General features: G+C 39.4%; 12 protein-coding genes, 8 tRNA genes, 1 rRNA gene and 1 other annotated feature. Of the genes, 4 read left to right on the top strand and 17 right to left on the bottom strand.

Features of this window, described 5'->3' with window-relative positions; all coding sequences use genetic code 11:
* Nucleotides 1–5: 5 nt before the first annotated feature.
* From hda to rrf, 3 genes are all read right to left on the bottom strand, one after another.
* Nucleotides 6–716 carry a DnaA regulatory inactivator Hda gene (gene hda, locus ACJJVZ_RS09195; protein ID WP_171037557.1) on the bottom strand — a complete coding sequence of 237 codons (711 nt, stop codon included), beginning with the start codon at nt 714–716 and terminating at the stop codon, nt 6–8.
* On the bottom strand, nt 716–1,771 hold the full coding sequence (locus ACJJVZ_RS09190) for a DUF2066 domain-containing protein (RefSeq protein ID WP_405599908.1): 1,056 nt from the start codon (nt 1,769–1,771) through the stop codon (nt 716–718). Before ACJJVZ_RS09190 ends, hda begins: the two co-directional genes overlap by 1 nt.
* Nucleotides 1,772–2,635: 864 nt before the next feature.
* Nucleotides 2,636–2,750, bottom strand: a 5S ribosomal RNA gene (gene rrf, locus ACJJVZ_RS09185).
* 166 nt (nt 2,751–2,916) lie between these two features.
* Nucleotides 2,917–2,998, bottom strand: a sequence feature (23S ribosomal RNA rRNA prediction is too short).
* A 623-nt stretch (nt 2,999–3,621) separates the two neighbouring features.
* Here rrf and ACJJVZ_RS09180 point away from each other — a divergent pair.
* Nucleotides 3,622–5,037 carry an alanine/glycine:cation symporter family protein gene (locus ACJJVZ_RS09180; RefSeq protein ID WP_405599887.1) on the top strand — a complete coding sequence of 472 codons (1,416 nt, stop codon included), beginning with the start codon at nt 3,622–3,624 and terminating at the stop codon, nt 5,035–5,037.
* A gap of 713 nt (nt 5,038–5,750) precedes the next feature.
* Here ACJJVZ_RS09180 and ACJJVZ_RS09175 read toward each other — a convergent pair.
* From ACJJVZ_RS09175 to ACJJVZ_RS09120, 12 genes are all read right to left on the bottom strand, one after another.
* Nucleotides 5,751–5,837, bottom strand: a tRNA-Leu gene (locus ACJJVZ_RS09175).
* 38 nt (nt 5,838–5,875) lie between these two features.
* Nucleotides 5,876–5,949, bottom strand: a tRNA-Cys gene (locus tag ACJJVZ_RS09170).
* A gap of 19 nt (nt 5,950–5,968) precedes the next feature.
* Nucleotides 5,969–6,044: transfer RNA gene (locus ACJJVZ_RS09165), tRNA-Gly, on the bottom strand.
* A 48-nt stretch (nt 6,045–6,092) separates the two neighbouring features.
* Nucleotides 6,093–6,179 (bottom strand) — tRNA-Leu (locus ACJJVZ_RS09160).
* Nucleotides 6,180–6,218: 39 nt separating this feature from the next.
* A tRNA-Gly gene (locus ACJJVZ_RS09155) sits at nt 6,219–6,294 on the bottom strand.
* Nucleotides 6,295–6,358: 64 nt separating this feature from the next.
* Nucleotides 6,359–6,445: transfer RNA gene (locus tag ACJJVZ_RS09150), tRNA-Leu, on the bottom strand.
* A gap of 36 nt (nt 6,446–6,481) precedes the next feature.
* A tRNA-Cys gene (locus tag ACJJVZ_RS09145) sits at nt 6,482–6,555 on the bottom strand.
* Between the two features lie 31 nt (nt 6,556–6,586).
* Nucleotides 6,587–6,662 (bottom strand) — tRNA-Gly (locus ACJJVZ_RS09140).
* Between the two features lie 211 nt (nt 6,663–6,873).
* Nucleotides 6,874–7,419, bottom strand: a complete 546-nt coding sequence (gene pgsA / locus ACJJVZ_RS09135) for a CDP-diacylglycerol--glycerol-3-phosphate 3-phosphatidyltransferase (RefSeq protein WP_405599885.1) — start codon at nt 7,417–7,419, stop codon at nt 6,874–6,876.
* 41 nt (nt 7,420–7,460) lie between these two features.
* Nucleotides 7,461–9,284, bottom strand: coding sequence for an excinuclease ABC subunit UvrC (uvrC, locus tag ACJJVZ_RS09130; protein WP_405599883.1), 1,824 nt, complete (start codon nt 9,282–9,284; stop codon nt 7,461–7,463).
* Between the two features lie 9 nt (nt 9,285–9,293).
* Nucleotides 9,294–9,944: a UvrY/SirA/GacA family response regulator transcription factor gene (gene uvrY, locus ACJJVZ_RS09125; protein WP_007377972.1), complete on the bottom strand. Its 651-nt coding sequence runs from the start codon at nt 9,942–9,944 to the stop codon at nt 9,294–9,296.
* A 107-nt stretch (nt 9,945–10,051) separates the two neighbouring features.
* Nucleotides 10,052–11,203: a dicarboxylate/amino acid:cation symporter gene (locus ACJJVZ_RS09120; RefSeq protein ID WP_405599881.1), complete on the bottom strand. Its 1,152-nt coding sequence runs from the start codon at nt 11,201–11,203 to the stop codon at nt 10,052–10,054.
* A 372-nt stretch (nt 11,204–11,575) separates the two neighbouring features.
* Here ACJJVZ_RS09120 and cysK point away from each other — a divergent pair, with 372 nt between their 5' ends.
* The gene (cysK, locus tag ACJJVZ_RS09115) at nt 11,576–12,544 is read left to right on the top strand and encodes a cysteine synthase A (protein WP_193154369.1); all 969 of its coding nucleotides are present in this window, start codon (nt 11,576–11,578) and stop codon (nt 12,542–12,544) included.
* A 142-nt stretch (nt 12,545–12,686) separates the two neighbouring features.
* Nucleotides 12,687–13,121, top strand: a complete 435-nt coding sequence (locus tag ACJJVZ_RS09110) for a hypothetical protein (RefSeq protein ID WP_193154473.1) — start codon at nt 12,687–12,689, stop codon at nt 13,119–13,121.
* 212 nt (nt 13,122–13,333) lie between these two features.
* Here the strand turns inward: ACJJVZ_RS09110 and ACJJVZ_RS09105 are convergent, their stop codons facing one another.
* Entirely contained in the window at nt 13,334–15,610 is a 2,277-nt protein-coding gene (locus ACJJVZ_RS09105) for an acyl-CoA dehydrogenase (protein WP_405599879.1), read from the bottom strand.
* A 170-nt stretch (nt 15,611–15,780) separates the two neighbouring features.
* On the opposite strand from ACJJVZ_RS09105, the gene ACJJVZ_RS09100 reads away from it, so the two are divergent.
* Nucleotides 15,781–17,628 (top strand): M2 family metallopeptidase, encoded by a 1,848-nt coding sequence (locus ACJJVZ_RS09100; RefSeq protein WP_193154371.1) that lies wholly within the window; start codon nt 15,781–15,783, stop codon nt 17,626–17,628.
* An 86-nt stretch (nt 17,629–17,714) separates the two neighbouring features.
* On the opposite strand, the gene ACJJVZ_RS09095 is transcribed toward ACJJVZ_RS09100, so the two are convergent.
* Nucleotides 17,715–18,518: a putative porin gene (locus ACJJVZ_RS09095; RefSeq protein ID WP_077537560.1), complete on the bottom strand. Its 804-nt coding sequence runs from the start codon at nt 18,516–18,518 to the stop codon at nt 17,715–17,717.
* Nucleotides 18,519–19,089: the final 571 nt, after the last annotated feature.

Here is a 19,089-nt window from a genome sequence, read left to right as displayed (position 1 = left end):
ACCTACTACAGCTTTAACGTTGATTTTATAAAAGGAATTGTTAATTTTCGCTGTGCGGCCATCGATGCGTGATCTAATGTGTCGAGTACATCGAGTAAAGCACGCATATCACGGCTTAAGCGCGTCAATAAAAAACGTGCACATTCATCACTTAATTCAAGGCCACGCATATGAGCACGCTTAACAAGTGCTTGTGCTTTATCATCATCACTCATAGAGCGAATTTGAAAGGTTGTTCCCCACGTTAGGCGAGATTCTAAATCAGGCAGCGTAATATTAAGCATGCTAGGGAGTAAATCAGCAGTAACAACCAGCATTTTTCCAGGCTCGTTAAATCTGTTAAAAAAGTTAAATAATGCTTTTTCCCATGCATCATTTCCAGCCACTAGGTGTACATCATCAATACATAAAACATCAAGCGCTTCTAAACCATCTAAAACCATAGGTCCAAAATCTATCACTTCGCGCATTGACAATAACATATTAGATAAGCCACGCTCTTGTGCTTTTATACAGGTTGCATACAAAAGGTGAGATTTGCCTGAATCGCCTAACCCACATAAATAAGTGTACTGAAACGCTTTTGCTAACTTTAAAAAACTATCCTTTAAATGATTAACCTCTAACGAATCTTCCCCACCGAAATACGATGCAAATGTTTCGTCATCCGGTAGTGTTACCGGTAATGCCATTTGCATAGGATCTGACGTTAACATTATGGCGTTACCCACTGATACTCTAGACTATTTTTATCGACAACATGGTAAAAGTCGCGTGGATCCTTATAGTCCTTGAACGAAGATTCAAGTCCTAAACCTTTTTTAAGATCGGTAACGTTTCCCGTGTGATTTAGTTTAAACTCGACAAACTCTGATGTTTTTCGAACAATTGTAACCTCAGTAACAACACTTAAATTCAGTAGTCTACGTTTCGCACGCTCAATATCAACAAAACTTTGCGTGCCTTTCAATGTTAATGAAGCCGTTGCTTGTTCATAATAAGCATTTGGATCAATAGCGTACTCACTTGCAAGGCCACGTGCTAGCGTATCAATCATTTGGCTCACTATTTGCTGTTTATCGCCCGTTAATCGATTAGAATCAAATAAATCATCATTAGTAAAGCGCCAATCTAAAATCCAATTTTCGCTATCTGTTTCTTTATACATTCTTGCAGTAATACTTCGCTCAGCACTATAACGTCTAGAGGCTTCTTCTACTGGTTCTGAGAAATTACCCCACACCTCTGGAATACCCACTAAACGTCTGTCTTGTAAATCAAGCAAGGGAACAACTACCGGTAAACCACGACGCCCAGCTTTGTCATAAATCAACTGCTCTAATTGCGGGTAGCTTTCTTGAGTTACCAGTTCTCTACGCCAGTTGTCTTCAATACCTAACCATATTGCAACTAACGGACGCTGTACTCCCCATAAAGGCAAGTTAAGCTCCTTAATTAATGCATTGATCTTTCGAGCTTCAAATTTAACCACGAGTTTTAATTGTCCATTTGCTCTCTCGTCATATTCAAACTTGAGCATATAATCAGAAATATCTTTCGTGCGCTGCTGTGCTTGCTTGTTTTGATCTGCAGTTTCATCACCACTTACTTTCACTAAAACATTGAGTAAAGCTTTGCGACTCGCCGCTAATCGGGTGTCTCTAGTTTTGTCATCTACTTTTAAAATATCTTGATATAGATCAGTTACTTCAACTGCCGAAACAGAAAAACAAAATAAAATGGAGATGGCGCTAATTAATAATCTATGCACAGGCTATTAGTTCTTGGTTTTAAACTATTTTGATCCTAAATCAAAGCCACTGACAAAGCAAAATTATATTTGTTATCTATAGTGGTATATGTAATTTATAAATAGGAATTTTTAATGCTGTTAGCGTCAGATTTAATCCTTCAAATTGATTAATACCAATCTGCTTATATATGGGGTCTATTTAACGTTAAAAAAATTACGCTAGAACTAGGCAAAAATTTTTAACGACGTTATAGTGCAATTTAATTCGTTAAATTGATCAAAGATTTATGCAGTTTGGTATAAGTATTATTGCGGATTGATATGAATTATTGATTTGATTCAGAGGGATCTTAAGTGCAGTCAGCGTGTTTTTAGCGTAGAGAGTCTTATCCTCGTCCGACCTAGGTGCTAGGTATTAATTTAAGTGTACGTTGCGCCCCCCACTTTTTACTTTCCTGCTGACGTAAAAAAGCCCGAATCGTTAGATTCGGGCTCTCTATAATTTGAAGTCGGTGCCCTACGCAGTAGAATGTCGTAGTGCCCACAGCTGTGGAGAGCCACAGTGCAAATGGGATACTATCTTTGCGTCGGGGCGGCCTTCTGTGGGGCTCGCCTTCGAGCTGTTTTGTTTCACTACTGAGTTCAGCATGGGTTCTTGGCTATTTATTAAATCCCAGATAGCAATAAACCCGTCACATTGCTGTAACGGGTTTCTACAATTTGAGATCGGTGCGCTACGCAGTAGAATGTCGTAGTGCCTACAGCGGTGGAGAGCCACAGTGAAATGCTACATCGTTTATTGTCCGCTATTCACCCACATTTCACTTTTCTGCAGACGTAAAAAAGCCCGACTCTTTCGAATCGGGCTTTCTTTAATTTGAAGCCTGGTAATGTCCTACTTTCACATAGCAAATGCTACACTATCATCGGCGCTGTTTCGTTTCACTACTGAGTTCGGCATGGAGTCAGGTGGGTCCAAAACGCTATTGTCACCAAGCAAATTTGGTTGTCAGTCCGTATCACTACGCACTAACTGAATTTGGAAAATATCTGATAATATTTTTTAAGTCGTTCTTTCAGTAATATCTACTTTAGTCATATTAACTTCTTCGCGTGTTTCACTATCACATAAAACGCGTTTGGCGTTGTATGGTTAAGCCTCACGGGTAATTAGTACAAGTTAGCTTAATGGCTCACACCACTTCCACATCTTGCCTATCAACGTTGTAGTCTTCAACGGCCCTTCAGAGACTTTAATCTTTCGACAGCTCAATGAATTCTGAATTTATTTTAATATCTTTCGATATTGAATTGACTGTGCCGAAGCAACTTATAAATAAGTTACTTCTGTTGGTCACTCAGTTTTCAATTGAGACTCTAATTTATTTGCCTTACTTAGCGAACTAAGCTTGGCTGTTAGAACTCAATCTGTACGAGTGCCCACACAGATGATTGCTTTATATTGTTAAAGAACGTTGCGGTTAAAGTTAAACTTTATCTCGCTAGGGCTGCGCATACTACGCTTTCCTATTTTTTTGTCAACACTTAATTTTGGTAAACGTTATATTTATCAACACTAAGTTTTACTTAACACCCTGAGTAGTTTGGGTCTCGCTAGGCGTTGTCCGCTGCGCGTCGCCATATCCCGTCTCAGTGGGGTCGCATTATAGGGAGCGGCGGATTTTACGCAAGCGTTATTTACATAAAATAGTAATTAAAATTAAGCCCCAAGCAAGCACACACGATAAACACACGTTACCCACAAAGCCCTGTTGATAACTCTGCTTTTACACTTTAAAACTAAACACTTTTATCTTGATGTGATAAGTTGCGGTCACTTTTTTAACTCATGTATTTAGGTAGTACCCATGACAGACATAATAAACAGTATAAGTGCCCTTTTATGGGGCCAGGTTCTCGTCTACTTATTAATAGCAGCAGGTCTCTTTTTTACTTTTCGATTAGGCTTTATTCAATTTGTACAATTCCCACATATGTTTAAAGTAATGTTTGGTTCTCGTAAATGTGGTGAAGACGAAATTTCATCCTTTCAAGCCTTTTGTACATCGCTAGCGGCCCGCGTTGGCACCGGTAATATGGCCGGCGTTGCGGTTGCATTATATTTAGGCGGCCCAGGTGCTATTTTTTGGATGTGGCTGATTGCATTAATAGGTATGGCAACCAGTTTTGCTGAAAGTACTTTAGCACAGGCTTATAAAACAAAAGATGCTGAAGGTAACTTCAGAGGTGGCCCTGCTTATTATATGCAAAATGGTTTAGGTAAGCGCTGGATGGGCGTTTTATTCTCATTATGCTTGATTTTAGCCTTTGGTTTAGTATTTAACGCTGTGCAGTCAAACTCTATTGCTGCCGCATTTGAAGTGGCATTTGATGTACCTAAGTATATAGTAGGTATTTTCTTAGTGATTGGCTCTGGCATCATTATTTTTGGTGGCCTGAAAACAATTTCTCGCTTTGCTGAAATGGTTGTGCCATTTATGGCATTAGCTTATTTGCTGGTTGCTCTTTATGTTTGTGCTGTTAACTTTACTGCGCTACCGGATGTACTAGTGCTTATTATAAAAAGTGCCTTTGGTATTGAGCAAGCAGGGGCCGGTGCAATTGGTTATGGCATAACGCAAGCTATGATCCAAGGGATCAAGCGTGGTTTATTTTCAAACGAAGCTGGTATGGGTAGTGCTGCTAATGCCGCTGCTACGGCAACGCCTTACCCTCCACATCCGGCATCACAAGGTTATGTGCAAATGTTAGGTGTATTTATTGATACTATTGTAATTTGTACCGCCACTGCCTCACTTATCTTGCTTTCACAGCAATTAGTACCTGAGTCTGGTGTATTAGGTATTGAACTTACTCAAGCTGCATTACAAGAACATGTTGGAGATTGGGGTACTTACTTTATTGCTATCGCTATACTCTTTTTTGCTTTTACGTCTATTGTTGCGAATTACTCTTATGCTGAAACAAATTTAATGTTTTTAGAACACAACTCTAATAAAGGTATGTTTATCTTTAGACTTGTTGTTTTAGGTATGGTGATGTTTGGTGCAGTCGGTGAGCTTGGTTTAATTTGGACGCTTGCAGATATATCAATGGGCTTAATGGCTATTGTGAACGTTATAGCGCTATTTATGCTTTCAGGTGTTGTTGTATGGCTCTCTAAAGATTATAACGAGCAACGAAAACAAGGTTTAACGCCTACATTTGATAAAACTAAGCATCCAAAGCTTGCTAAAGAGGTCGACCCCGAGGCCTGGAAATAAACAATAAGCAGCGAGCTACGGCTCGCTTTTTTAGTTCTAAAAATAAAAAGTACTTACACTAAATCACTCTATCCTTTATAAGTAAAAGCTGTTACAGCCGATAAAAACTGTATAGACATTATCTGCTTAAATAAGACAACCTACAAAAACAGATGTTTAATGTCCATAGCTCTGAATCATGTATAAGCACTTTATTGTTTACCTATTTGAAGCTCTCACCATCACTCTAGACTTACTATTACCCGCGACTTTTAACTTCCACTGAGCATGCATTACCGATCAATTTGACAGTTACTTTATGCTAGCAGCGCATAAATTTATGTTGTTTGCTCTAGAAGTGTGGATTGGTTTACTGTTTTGGATTTTTAAGGCTAATGGTTTATTTTACGGGTTGGTATCATAAGTCTATGACGTTTAGCCCAATTAAAAGTGCATTAATTAACACTAGGAATAATGTATCACTATGGATTACGTGCCTAGTTTATTTGAACCGTTATAGGACTGGATTTAGAGATCTTATATTACGCTTAGCAATAGGTATAAAAAGCCGTTACTAAACTATCACACAACGATATTATTAGGTAGGACATACATAAAGTATGGCATATCAAAAATAATATAAATCATAGTAAATATAAGGATTGTAAATCAGGTTTTGGGGTTAACTTATAAGTGTTATAAATTTTTTTTAAGCAGAGCGCTTAATATAAAGATGGTGCCCGAGGCCGGACTTGAACCGGCACGACTTGTTAGTCGAGGGATTTTAAATCCCTTGTGTCTACCAATTCCACCACTCGGGCATCGAGTTTGCTAATTAAAGCGTGTGGAGTAAATTATATGGAGGCGGAACCCGGAGTCGAACCGAGGTAAACGGATTTGCAATCCGGTGCATGGCCACTCTGCCATTCCGCCTAAATATTTCCAATTAATTTGGAGCGGTACACGAGGCTCGAACTCGTGACCTCGACCTTGGCAAGGTCGCGCTCTACCAACTGAGCTAGTACCGCAAAATATTGTTTATCAACTCTAAATTACCTTGGTAAAATAATTTAAAGTGGTGCCCGAGGCCGGACTTGAACCGGCACGACTTGTTAGTCGAGGGATTTTAAATCCCTTGTGTCTACCAATTCCACCACTCGGGCATCGAGTTTGCTATTAAAAGCAAGTGGATAAAACGAATATGGAGCGGTACACGAGGCTCGAACTCGTGACCTCGACCTTGGCAAGGTCGCGCTCTACCAACTGAGCTAGTACCGCATCATATTAATTCTAAATTAACTATTTTATAAATTACACTTGGTAATGCAATTAAACCACAAAGTGGTGCCCGAGGCCGGACTTGAACCGGCACGACTTGTTAGTCGAGGGATTTTAAATCCCTTGTGTCTACCAATTCCACCACTCGGGCATCGAGTTTGCTAATTAAAGCGTGTGGAGTGTTGATTGGAGGCGGAACCCGGAGTCGAACCGGGGTGAACGGATTTGCAATCCGGTGCATGGCCACTCTGCCATTCCGCCCCAGTGCGGGGTAATAACCTTGAGATAAACTTGGAGCGGTACACGAGGCTCGAACTCGTGACCTCGACCTTGGCAAGGTCGCGCTCTACCAACTGAGCTAGTACCGCATTTTATTATCAGCTATTTGAATTAACACATGATGATTTATGTGAGCATTCAGGTAACCAATTAATTACCGTTTTGTTTATCTCGGGGGCTATGCCCTCTCAACACGGACGCATTCTACAGAGATTATTAAACGCGTCAATATAAAAAATGCTAGTTTTGAACTGTTTGCTTGTTTTTTATCTAAAATGCTGCGTTATTATACATTTAGAGCTAATTTTTAGTCAATTCATCCCACGCTGCACGTAAATATTGCAGCATAGAACTCAAAGTTAAAAAGGTGGCTATATACAATAACCCAAAACTTAAATAGTTCATCCACGTATCGTATTGCCAAATCAAACCGATAATGGCTAACATTTGCGCAGCTGTCTTTATTTTACCCATATTTGACACAGCTACGTTACCGCGTTTACCTTGCTCTGCCATCCATTCACGAAGTGCAGAAATAATTATTTCACGACTTATTATAATGAGGGCCGGTATTGTCATATACATTGATTGATATTGTTCAGATAATGCGACAAGTGCTGCACATACCATGACTTTATCAGCAACAGGATCTAAAAAAGCACCAAAAGGGGTTGATTGCTCAAGCTTTCTTGCTAAATAACCGTCGAGTATGTCGGTAATAGATGCAAGCCAAAAAATAAAGGCTGCAGCAAAATAAGCCCAGCTATAAGGCAAATAAAATATCACCAAAAAAATGGGGATAAGAAAAAGTCTAAAGGTTGTGAGTGTGTTTGGAATATTCCACATAACTACTTGGATATGTCTTTTTTGCTATATTGCATATAAGGCTAACCCTTATCGTGCAAATGGTTAAATATCTTCTCAGCCATGTCAGGGCTGATCCCAGGAACTTTCTTTAACTGTTCTATATTAGCAGCTTTTACCCCCTGCATGCCCCCTAAATATTTCAATAATGTTTGGCGGCGCTTAGAACCTACTCCATTTATTTCTTCTAATAGTGATTGTGTTCGTTGTTTCTGTCGTTTATTACGGTGCCCTGCAATGGCAAAGCGGTGAGACTCATCTCGTATATGCTGGATTAAATGCAGCGCAGGTGCATCCGAATCCATTGGAATAGTCTTACGGCCACCATCTATTAATAGTGTTTCAAGACCAGGCTTTCGACTAGTCCCCTTTGCTACACCGACTAATAAAGGCATTTTTGTATGCGACCAATTAGAAAAGTACTGCTCAGCACGCCCGAGTTGCCCCTTACCACCATCTATAAAAATAACGTCAGGAATTTTTTCTTCGTCTACTAGCTTGTTATAGCGTTTGTTAAGTGCAAACTCCATTGCTGCATAATCATCACCACCAGTAATACCCGTTACGTTATAGCGCCTGTACTCTTTTGTATTTGGTCCTTGCGAATCAAACACAACACAACTAGCAACAGTGTTCTCTCCCATAGTGTGACTTATATCAAAACATTCCATCCGTGTTATATCATCAAGGCGTAGCGTTGCTTTTAATTGTGCATAACGTTTATTAATAGAGTCTTGGGTACTTTGTTTAACCGCAATACTATTTAATGCATTTTTATTTGCGAGTTGTAAGTATTGCGCGCGTTCACCACGGGTAACTACTTTAAGGGTTACTTTGCGCTCACTTATTTGTGTGAGGGCTTCACCTAAAGCCCCGCTTTCTTCTATTTCAAACGGTAATATGATTTCTTTTGCAATACGCCCTGTCGCGCCAGGCGCTAAATAATACTGCCCTAAAAATGAAGTTAGTATTTCTTGCTCACTCGAATCTTTTGGCACTTTTGGGAAGTACGTTTTACTACCTAGTACTTTATGATCGCGGATCATTAATAAATGAATACCGTTTAAACCATTCAAATGGGCAAAGCCTACCACATCCATTTCAGCAAAATTACCCGAAATAGACTGCTGCTCCTGCATTTTACGAAGTAGCATTATTTGGTCGCGAACTTTTGCCGCCAGTTCAAAGTTGAGTTGCTGGCTGGCTTCTTCCATTTTTTTTATTAAATCAGCAATAACTTCGTGAGATTTACCCGTTAAAAATTTACGTACGTAATCTACTTGCTCACTGTAATCATCATCCGTTACTTTGTTCACGCACGGCGCTGAGCAACGTTTAAGCTGGTATTGTAAGCATGGGCGACTTCTTGCGCGGTAATAAGCGTCTTCGCATTGACGAACAGGAAAGATTTTTTGCATTAACCGCAAGCTTTCAGATACTGCGCCTGCGCTTGGGAAAGGCCCAAAGTATTCGCCTTTAATTTTACGACTACCCCGGTGAAAAGCTAAACGAGGGTGTTTATGGCTGGTCAATAAAATATAAGGATACGACTTATCGTCGCGTAATAATATGTTGTAACGAGGCTGGTATTTTTTTATTAAATTATTTTCAAGCAGCAGCGCTTCGGTTTCAGTATTGGTAAGAGTGACGTTAATATCACAAATATTACTCACTAAAACACGCGTTTTACTGTCCGTGATATTACTTCTAAAGTAGCTACTGACTCGTTTTTTTAAGTGTTTGGCTTTTCCAACATAAATAACTTGGCCACCACTATCAAGCATACGGTAGACACCAGGCTCACTTGATAGCGTTTTAAGAAAATGTGCATGATCAAATTCAGACATAGATTATGATTAGTACGACACGTCTATATCAATCATTTTATGGCGAATAGCCAAATGGGTCAGTTCAACATCTCCACCCACATTTAGCTTTTCAAACATGCGATAGCGATAGCTGTTTACTGTTTTAGAACTTAAGTTTAAACGCTCAGCTATATCTTGTGCTTTTTCACCTTTGGTGATCATAAGCATAATTTGTAGTTCGCGCTCAGATAAACTCTGAAAAGGGTTTTCGTCGGTACGACCTGTCACTTGCGCTAATGCAATTTGTTGTGCAATTTCTGGGGCTATATAACGTTGTCCAGCATGAACACAGCGAATAGCGCGGACCATTTCGTCAGAGCCTGCACCTTTGGTTAAAAAGCCATGTGCGCCAATTTGCATTACCTTGCTCGGAAATGGGTCTTCACAATTAACAGTAAGCACAATGATTTTTACATCAGGGCAATAGCGGCAAATCTTTTTAGTCGCTTCTAATCCGCCCATACCTGGCATGTTCATATCCATTAATACGATGTTTGGCGCATGCTGACGACAGAACTGCACAGCCTCTTCGCCGGTTTTAGCCTCGCCAATTACTTTAAACCCTCGTACGTCATCAAGAATACGCTTGATACCTGTTCGTACAAGTTCATGGTCATCAACTAAAAGTACATTAATCAATGGAACATCCTCATTTACCTAACAACACGCAATTTAATAAATTAATTTGCCATACAAACAGAGATAAAGCGAGACAATAACTAATATTATTGCCTCAGTCTAATAGTTTAAGATGATTTTTTATCGCTAAAACGATCAACCCATAATGCAATGATACCATCACCTGTTACATTACACGCAGTGCCAAAGCTATCTTGTGCTAAATAAAGTGCAATCATTAATGCAACAGCCCCTTCATTAAAGCCAAGCATGCTTGTTAATAGCCCAAGTGCCGACATAACGGCCCCACCTGGCGCACCAGGGGCTGCAATCATAACGACACCTAGCATCATAATAAATGGCATCATCTCCATTAATGAAGGTACTGCCATATTTGGCGATAAAAACATAACAGCCATTGCACAGGTTACTATTGTAATCGTTGATCCAGATAGGTGAATAGTGGCGCAAAGCGGCACAGTAAAGTTAGCTACATCTTCTTTTACATTATTTGCTTTACTTGATTGCAGTGATACCGGAATCGTTGCCGCACTCGACATAGTCCCTAATGCCGTAAAGTAAGCCGGTAGCATATTTTTAACTAATTCGATTGGATTGCGTTTAAGCAAGATACCTGTCGCTATATATAAAACGCTTAACCATAGCCAATGCATAACAAGTGCTGCAATTAGTACCACACCAAATGTTTGCAGCGTATCAATCACCGTCCCGGCTACTGTCATTTCCGCAAATACGCCCGCGATATAAAATGGTAAAGCCGGAATAATTACCTTTGACAGAAGCCCATCAATAACATCACGTCCCTGATCGGACACTTTTTTCAGTGTGTCTAATTCTAGCTGACTCATACCTATACCAAATACAAAGGCAGTAACTAATGCGGTCATAACCCCCATAAGCGGTGGAATTTCTAAATCTATAAAGCTACCTATTTCTGTTGCAATTTCTGATTCGAATGTTATGCCACCACTTAAAAATGGGATAACAGCACTCACTAATAAAAAAGCAAGCGTACCTGCAATAATTGTAGAGCTATAAGCAAACCCGACTGTTTTGCCAAGTAAGTGACCTGACCCTTTTGGTAGGCCTGCAATACCCGATGCAATAAAAAACAAAATAATAAGCGGAATAGTAAAAGAGATAATTTGACCTATCAGCTCTTTTACCGTAAATAAAAGTTCAACACCTGTAATTGGTACGTAGAGTCCGACCAGAATACCGGCAACAATACCGGCAATTAATTTTAAGATTAACTTCATTGTGATTGCTTTATTGAATTTAGATACGTGTTTTTATCATGTTTTACTTAGCTTGTGTCATAAAAATGTTCAACGGTGGTTCATTCGCACAAATAATCAACAACACATGAAGATTTTGCAGATAATATAGGGTAAATGAATAGATTTCATCCGCATTTCAAAGCCAATAAAATAAGCGCGACCTCTGTACATACCTTTAATAACTAAAGTGCCGGCTATTGTGGATTTTTATTTCACTTAGTTATAAGCTCAATAGATATATGTTATAGCCAAACTTTACTTTAGTTTTTTTTAACTCCCAGTAAAGTGTGTCTATATAGTTAGTAGCAAAGGCTGCTAATACGTTGATCAGATTGTATCCAAAGGAACATTATGTCTACTATTTTTGAAGATAACTCACTAAGCATCGGTAATACACCGCTGGTAAAACTTAACCGTGTTACAGGTGGGAATGTATACGCTAAAGTTGAATCTCGTAACCCTAGCTTTAGTATCAAATGCCGTATTGGTGCATCAATGATTTGGGAAGCTGAAAAATCAGGCCAGCTAACGAAAGATAAAGAACTTATCGAACCAACGTCGGGAAATACAGGCATTGCTTTAGCATTTGTTGCTGCGGCACGTGGTTACAAGCTAACGCTGACTATGCCAAACACCATGAGTTTAGAACGCCGTAAGCTATTGAAAGCATTAGGTGCAAACCTAGTGCTTACCGACGGTGCTAAAGGTATGAACGGCGCAATTGAAAAAGCAAAAGAAATTCAAGCAACCGCACCTGATAAGTATATTTTATTACAGCAATTTGAAAACCCGGCAAACCCTAAGATTCACTTTGAAACAACGGGCCCTGAAATTTATGATGCCCTTGATGGTAAAGTAGACTTTTTTGTAGCAGGTGTGGGTACTGGTGGTACAATTACCGGTGTTAGCCGCTACCTTAAAACAGAAAAAGGCCTAAACGTTAAATCTATTGCGGTTGAGCCAACTAATTCTCCCGTTATTAGCCAAACGCTTGCCGGAGAGGTTATTAAGCCAGGCCCTCATAAAATTCAAGGTATTGGTGCAGGCTTTATTCCTGGTAACCTAGATATGACACTAATTGATGGTGCAGAGCTTGTATCTAACGAAGATGCAATTGCAATGGCGCATCAATTAATGAAAAAAGAAGGCATTTTAGTCGGTATTTCGTCAGGTGCTGCCGTTGTTGCAGCCAAACGCATTGCCGAAAAGCCAGAAAATGCGGATAAAAACATCGTCGTTATTTTGCCAAGTGCTACTGAGCGTTACTTATCAAGCCCAATGTTTGATGAAGAATTTAGTGAACAAGAGCTCGTTCAATAAAACATTTTGTAAAAAAGGATGCTTTTGCATCCTTTTTTATTATTTATTAAAAATATTCACAGCCAATCTTTCCCGTCCTCTTTACATCTTCACTATTTAATTACACACTTTAAAAACTGAATAAATAACTATAACGATGATGATGAAAAAAATAGTAACCCTGCTTAGCCTAATAATCTGTCTATTCACTTTGGGGTGTAATGACGATATTAAAGTATCCAGTGACAGTCCTGGTGATTCAGCAGCCGCTTACTTTGATGCATTATATAATCAACAAGACTTACAAAAAGCCACTGCCTACGCAACGCCTAGGCTTACTCGTATAATGAAATCCTACGGTACTGCAAAACAGTTTGCGCGCAACTTAATAAACATGCAATACGATGAAGTGATTATTGAGGTTGATAGATCGAATACGAGCTTACGTGAACAATACGGTGATAAAGCTAAAATTAATATTGTTTTTACCGGTTATATTAATGGCAAAAAAGTTGATGAGATGCGCAGCGTAAATATGATACATACAAAAGGCAAATGGTATGTAGATAAAATACTTGCCGACCCTTACGCACGATAAACAGACTTAAGCAAAAGGCCTTATATTTATAAGGCCTTTTGTATTTTAATTATTATTTAACCTGAGCTCTGGTTAAGATATTTTCAGTGAAAACAAGGCGAATTTACGCGTCAATAGCGGGCCTATTGCACGTAAATTCAACGCGGTTAGCGCTAAAGATAGCTGCTCGAGATAGATTTATTACCCAGAGTTCAGCTTATTTAAGCACTCGCTCAAAGCTCACCTGCTTTAAAGTTATCAACCGCAATGGCTTGTTTTCGCAATTTATTAGCATGATGCATTGCATCTGCGTCAGCCTGTTCGAGTAACTTATTTTCAAGCGCATAGTTTATCGCACCTTCAATATCAAGCGTTGCAGGCACACTACCCTTACGTTGCCATTGTTTTAAGTCTTTAAACTGCGCTTGCATGTCATGCATTGCCAAAAATGCATTTTCCATCACCCCCGTACCCGCATTTTCGTCTACATAACATAAATGTGTTAAGCGGTTTCGAAACACACCCGGTTGAGTCATGTGCTCACAAATACTTTGCGCTATTTCATCACTTGCTCTGTGGTAATGATTACCCACAGGGAACACGATGCGTTTAAGGGTAAAATTAACAACAGGGTTTGAAAAGTTTTTAAAGAAGCCATTAAATGCTTGGCCAATTTCAAATAGTGAATTCTCAATTGCATATTTAACAAAGGGTAAATCTGCTTGTTGGCGTCCTTCGTCTTCGTAACGCTTTAAAACGGTTGATGCTAAATACAAATGGCTCAGCACATCACCTAAACGTGCCGATATCATTTCTTTTCGCTTAAGCTCACCGCCAAGCATTAACATTGCAACGTCGGTACAAATAGCCAAACCTCGGCTCATTCTAGTCAATTGTTTATAATAAACTGCGGTTTCACCGCTCACGGGCGCTTTAGCAAAATAGCTGCGTGTTAGGCCATGCACAAATGCCATGCTGGCATTACTTGCAGCAAATAGTATGTGGTTCATTAATAAACTATCGAACTGCCCAAGTGCTGCGTCATCATCTTCCATTGCAGCGGCTTCCATTTCTTTTAAAACAAACGGATGGCAGCGCGTGGCACCTTGGCCAAATATCATTAAATTACGGGTTAAAATATTCGCGCCTTCTACCGTAATCGATACAGGAATCCCCATATAGCCATGCGCTAAATAGTTATTTGGGCCAACTTGAATCCCTTTGCCCGAATGAATATCCATTGCATCGTTCATTACCGTACGCCCCATTTCGGTCATATGGTATTTAGCAATTGCGGTTACAACTGACGGACTTAGCTTTAAATCAATCGCACCTGCTGTCATTAGCCTGCACGACTCAAGTGCGTAAGTTAAACCACCAATACGCGCAAGTGCCTCTTGCACACCTTCAAATTGCCCTATAGATACACCAAACTGCTGGCGCACCATGGCGTATGCCGATGTCATTTTTGAAGCTAAATGTCCAGTTGCTGCACTCAATGCTGGTAGTGATATACCACGGCCAGCACTTAAACACTCAACAAGCATTCTCCAACCGCGCCCTGCGCATTCATGCCCACCTATAATCCAATCCAGTGGTATAAATACATCTTTACCGTACGTTGTGCCATTCATGAAGGCCATATTAAGCGGATAATGACGCTCACCCGTTTCAACGCCTAGATGATTTGTTGGTATAAGCGCACACGTAATTCCCAGCTCTTTTTTATCACCCAACAAACCATCAGGATCATACATTTTAAATGCCAAGCCCAGTACTGTAGCCACCGGTGCAAGTGTAATATAGCGCTTTGACCAGTTTAAGCGCAGACCCATCACCTGCTCGCCATTGTGCTCTCCCATACACACCACGCCTGAATCAGGAATACTGCCCGCATCAGAGCCCGCTTCTGGTCCCGTTAACGCAAAACAAGGCACATCTGTGCCATTAGCTAAACTTGGTAGCCAACGGTCTTGCTGCTCTTTAGTACCATAGTGAAGGAGTAACTCGCCCGGGCCTAAGCTATTTGGCACCATAACAGTCACTGCAGCAGTTAAACTTTTAGTCGAAATTTTTGACACTATCGTTGAATTAGCAATTGCTGAGAACTCACGACCACCAAATTTTTCAGGAATGATCAGCGCAAAAAAACCTTCCGTTTTTAGGTAATTCCACACTTCTTTTGGTAAGTCTTTATCTTTTTGTACAATTTGATAATCATCAAGCATTGCCAATAAAGTCTCTACTTGATCAGCCATAAATGCGTTTTCTTTATCGCTTAATTCAGGTTTAGGAAAGCGATGTAGCTTTTGCCAATCGGGGTTGCCACTAAATAGTTCACCATCCCACCAAACATCGCCGGCCTCCATTGCCTCTCGCTCTGTTTGCGATAATGGGGGAAGTACCTTTTTAAACATTTTAAATGCAGGACGACTGATCAGGTTTAGGCGAATATCTTTAACTGCAAAAATAACCACCACCACAACCAGTAAAATGATAAATACCGACATGCGCACATTCCTTACACATTAAATTAAATAGTGATTCAATTATGACCTATCCTGATTTAAATACAATCATTGCGAAATCCCTCAATCGGACCAACGCATTCATTTATTCTTTGAAAGTTCACTGTTATTATCACCGCTCTAAATAACAATAAACGAAGGGAATAAATACGATGAACACACCTCGCCATAAGCTGAGTATAAGCGCCTTAATGGTCGCAAGTACTCTTGCTTTAGCTGCCTGCGACGCAGAAATAAACATAGACACCACCGATTCAGCACACACTAAAAAAGCTGTAACAGCTAAAGATGCAAATACATTTATAACAAACACAGAAAAAGAATTGAGTGCACTTTATTTAGAATCGAGCCGTGCAGAGTGGATTTACGCAAACTTTATTACTCACGATACGTCAGCTTTATCTGCCGAGGTTAATCGTAAAATGACCGAAACTGTTGTGCGCTTAGCCAACGAAGCGGCTAAATACGATACACTCGTCCTTGATTACGATGCCCGCCGAAAACTTGATAAACTAAAACTAGCCCTTACATTGCCAGCACCACAAGACGCAGATAAAACAGCACAACTTTCAAATATTGTTGCACAACTTGGTGGTTTATACGGTAAAGGTAAATACTGCAAAGAAGATGGCAGCTGTTTGAGCCTAGGCGACATGACATCTACAATGGCCACCAGCCGAAATTACAACGAACTACTTGATTTATGGCAAGGTTGGCGTCAAATATCAAAGCCAATGCGCCCACTTTACGCGCAACAAGTAGTCCTGACAAACGAAGGGGCAAAAGAGCTTGGTTATGTCGATACCGGCGCGATGTGGCGCAGTAAATACGATATGCCTGCTGATGACTTCACCACCGAGCTTGATCGTATTTGGGGCCAAGTTAAACCATTATATAACTCACTGCACTGCCATGTTCGCGCTAAGTTAGGCGAAAAATATGGCACAGACAAAGTACCACAAAATCAACCTATTCCAGCGCACTTACTTGGTAATATGTGGGCGCAAGCATGGGGTAATATTTACGATGTCGTTGCTCCAGAAAACGCTGATCCGGGTTATGACGTAACCGAATTACTAGCAAAGCATGACTATGACGAACTCAAAATGGTAAAAGGAGCTGAAAGCTTTTTTACCTCAATGGGCTTTGATGCATTGCCAACTACATTTTACGAACGCTCACTGTTTATCAAACCAAAAGATAGAGATGTGCAATGCCATGCATCAGCATGGAACATCGACAGTAAAGACGATTTGCGTATTAAAATGTGTATTCAGCGTACAGGCGAAGAGTTTTCAGTTATTCATCATGAGTTAGGCCATAACTTTTATCAGCGTGCGTACAACAAACAACCTTTATTTTACCAAGAAAGTGCTAACGATGGTTTTCATGAGGCCATTGGCGATACCATTGCTTTATCTGTTACGCCTGGATATTTAAAAGAAATTGGTTTGCTTGAACAAGTTCCAGATGAATCAAAAGACATCGGTTTACTAATGAAAATGGCTCTCGATAAAGTTGCCTTTGTACCCTTTAGCCTAATGGTTGATCAGTGGCGCTGGCAGGTATTTTCAGGTGAAGTAACACCTGAGAACTACAATAAAGCATGGTGGGAACTGCGTGAAAAATACCAAGGAGTACAAGCCCCTATTGCACGTAGCGAAAACGACTTTGATCCGGGTGCTAAGTACCACGTTCCAGGTAATACGCCTTACACTCGTTATTTTCTAGCGCATATTTTACAATTTGAGTTTCATCGCAGTTTATGTGAAATTGCCGGTAACGATAAAGCGATTCATCGCTGCTCTATTTACAACTCAAAAGAAGCCGGCGAAAAGCTAAACGCCATGCTTGAAATGGGCTCATCTCGACCTTGGCAAGAAGCGCTTGAAAGCATAACAGGTAAACCACAGATGGATGCAACTGCAATGCTCGATTACTTTGCGCCATTACAAACATACTTAGATAAGCAAAATGAAGGCCGCAACTGCGGCTGGTAATAATGCACTTGTCTAATAACAACAAAGCCCGCTAAATTAGCGGGCTTTTCAATATTACTTTTGTATTAAATAAGTTTAAAACTTAATTAAAACTGAAAACGCATGTTAGCGAAGTAAGTATCGTTATCAGAGTCATCAGCGTTGTTTCCGTAACCTACTTTTAAACCGATGTTGTGGTTAAAGAAGTGTTGTGCACCAAAGCTGTAAGCATCTTCTTTATCGTAAGATGCAAATACTGATGTCGCTTTACTGAAGTAGTAATTTGTTTCAACATTCCAGTGATCATCAGCTTCATCAAGGCTTAAAAATGTACCTTCAACCGTTAAAAAGTTGCCTTGTTGTAAATCAACAAAGTATTTAGCAGCTACTGAACGAGAATCAAAATCATCATCTGACTCAACAGTTACGCCAACGTAATCTGTGTCATTAAGCATGTGGTTATATGCTAATGAAAATAATGTGTAATTATCGCCATCGTTATTATCAACAAATTTTACTTTTGCAAGTAAATCTGGGTTGAAAAAATAACCCGCTGTTAATGAGTAAGACTCATTGTTTGAACCAAAATCACTGTTTTCGTAAGAAGCACCAACAACAACATCTTTATAGAAGTATTCACCACCAATTGCAGTTACATCACCAGCATCGTTATCAGTGTAAGCACCATAAACGTTACTTTGCTTGTTAATGTATTCAAATTGGTCGTACGGACCTAATGTTTTTTTAGGAGAAAAATAATACGTAGAATCAATTTTAAATTGATCATCATTATTACTATCTGTGTATTGGTAGCCTAAATTGCTAATTGATTGGTAGCTATCTGCTGCCATTGCAGTGGTTGCAGCGCTTGATAATAAAATGCTTGAAATGATAACGGCTAATTTTTTCATTCTGAAATTTCCCTATGAATATTACTTTTTATGCTTAAGCTGTGTAGCTCAAGTCGGAGCGCATCCTAACGCCTAAAAAATGAATGAAAACTGAATGGTGGGTTATATAACAATCTGATTTTAATGAGGTATTTGTAATTAAATATTAGCAAATGTTAATTTAAAGTAGTTGCAACATTAAGTCAACAACTACTTGCAATAAGTATGATTTGAAAAGCCAGTAAATACGGTACAGTTTGCAGCTAAAGTGATCTCTTTTTCAATTATCCGATAAACTTCATTAATAGCATTACCGCAGTTAAAATTTTTACTAATTTAAATTTTTTTTAGTAAAAAATACTTTTTTAGGTATAAATTCAAACCACATTACCTTTTATTTAATTTATTAAGCTTTTTTTAATAACCCTCAAAAGTGTAATTAGCTTAATTTTAAAGCTAATTACACCTACTTTGACCATAGAAACAATTATTAATCAGTAAAAAAAATACATTGTGCACTACTTTATTTCTACTTTTGTTTTTGTCGTCAATAATTTTTCTAAAATAAACGTTATTGCCTTCTCACTATTAA

Origin of the sequence: Pseudoalteromonas sp. Ld19 (assembly GCF_045064135.1) — a bacterium.
Classification (GTDB): domain Bacteria; phylum Pseudomonadota; class Gammaproteobacteria; order Enterobacterales; family Alteromonadaceae; genus Pseudoalteromonas; species Pseudoalteromonas aliena.
Note: the sequence above shows the minus strand (reverse complement) of the source record. Positions and strands in the feature narration are given on the sequence as shown.

What these genes read in the sequence shown, in the direction of transcription:
- ACJJVZ_RS09110 (WP_193154473.1), top strand. Translation starts at nt 12,687, where the DNA reads ATGAAAAAAATAGTAACCCTGCTTAGCCTAATAATCTGTCTATTCACT.
- ACJJVZ_RS09095 (WP_077537560.1), bottom strand. Translation starts at nt 18,518, where the DNA reads ATGAAAAAATTAGCCGTTATCATTTCAAGCATTTTATTATCAAGCGCT.
- cysK (WP_193154369.1), top strand. Translation starts at nt 11,576, where the DNA reads ATGTCTACTATTTTTGAAGATAACTCACTAAGCATCGGTAATACACCG.
- ACJJVZ_RS09105 (WP_405599879.1), bottom strand. Translation starts at nt 15,610, where the DNA reads ATGTCGGTATTTATCATTTTACTGGTTGTGGTGGTGGTTATTTTTGCA.
- ACJJVZ_RS09100 (WP_193154371.1), top strand. Translation starts at nt 15,781, where the DNA reads ATGAACACACCTCGCCATAAGCTGAGTATAAGCGCCTTAATGGTCGCA.
- hda (WP_171037557.1), bottom strand. Translation starts at nt 716, where the DNA reads ATGTTAACGTCAGATCCTATGCAAATGGCATTACCGGTAACACTACCG.
- ACJJVZ_RS09120 (WP_405599881.1), bottom strand. Translation starts at nt 11,203, where the DNA reads ATGAAGTTAATCTTAAAATTAATTGCCGGTATTGTTGCCGGTATTCTG.
- uvrC (WP_405599883.1), bottom strand. Translation starts at nt 9,284, where the DNA reads ATGTCTGAATTTGATCATGCACATTTTCTTAAAACGCTATCAAGTGAG.
- pgsA (WP_405599885.1), bottom strand. Translation starts at nt 7,419, where the DNA reads ATGTGGAATATTCCAAACACACTCACAACCTTTAGACTTTTTCTTATC.
- ACJJVZ_RS09180 (WP_405599887.1), top strand. Translation starts at nt 3,622, where the DNA reads ATGACAGACATAATAAACAGTATAAGTGCCCTTTTATGGGGCCAGGTT.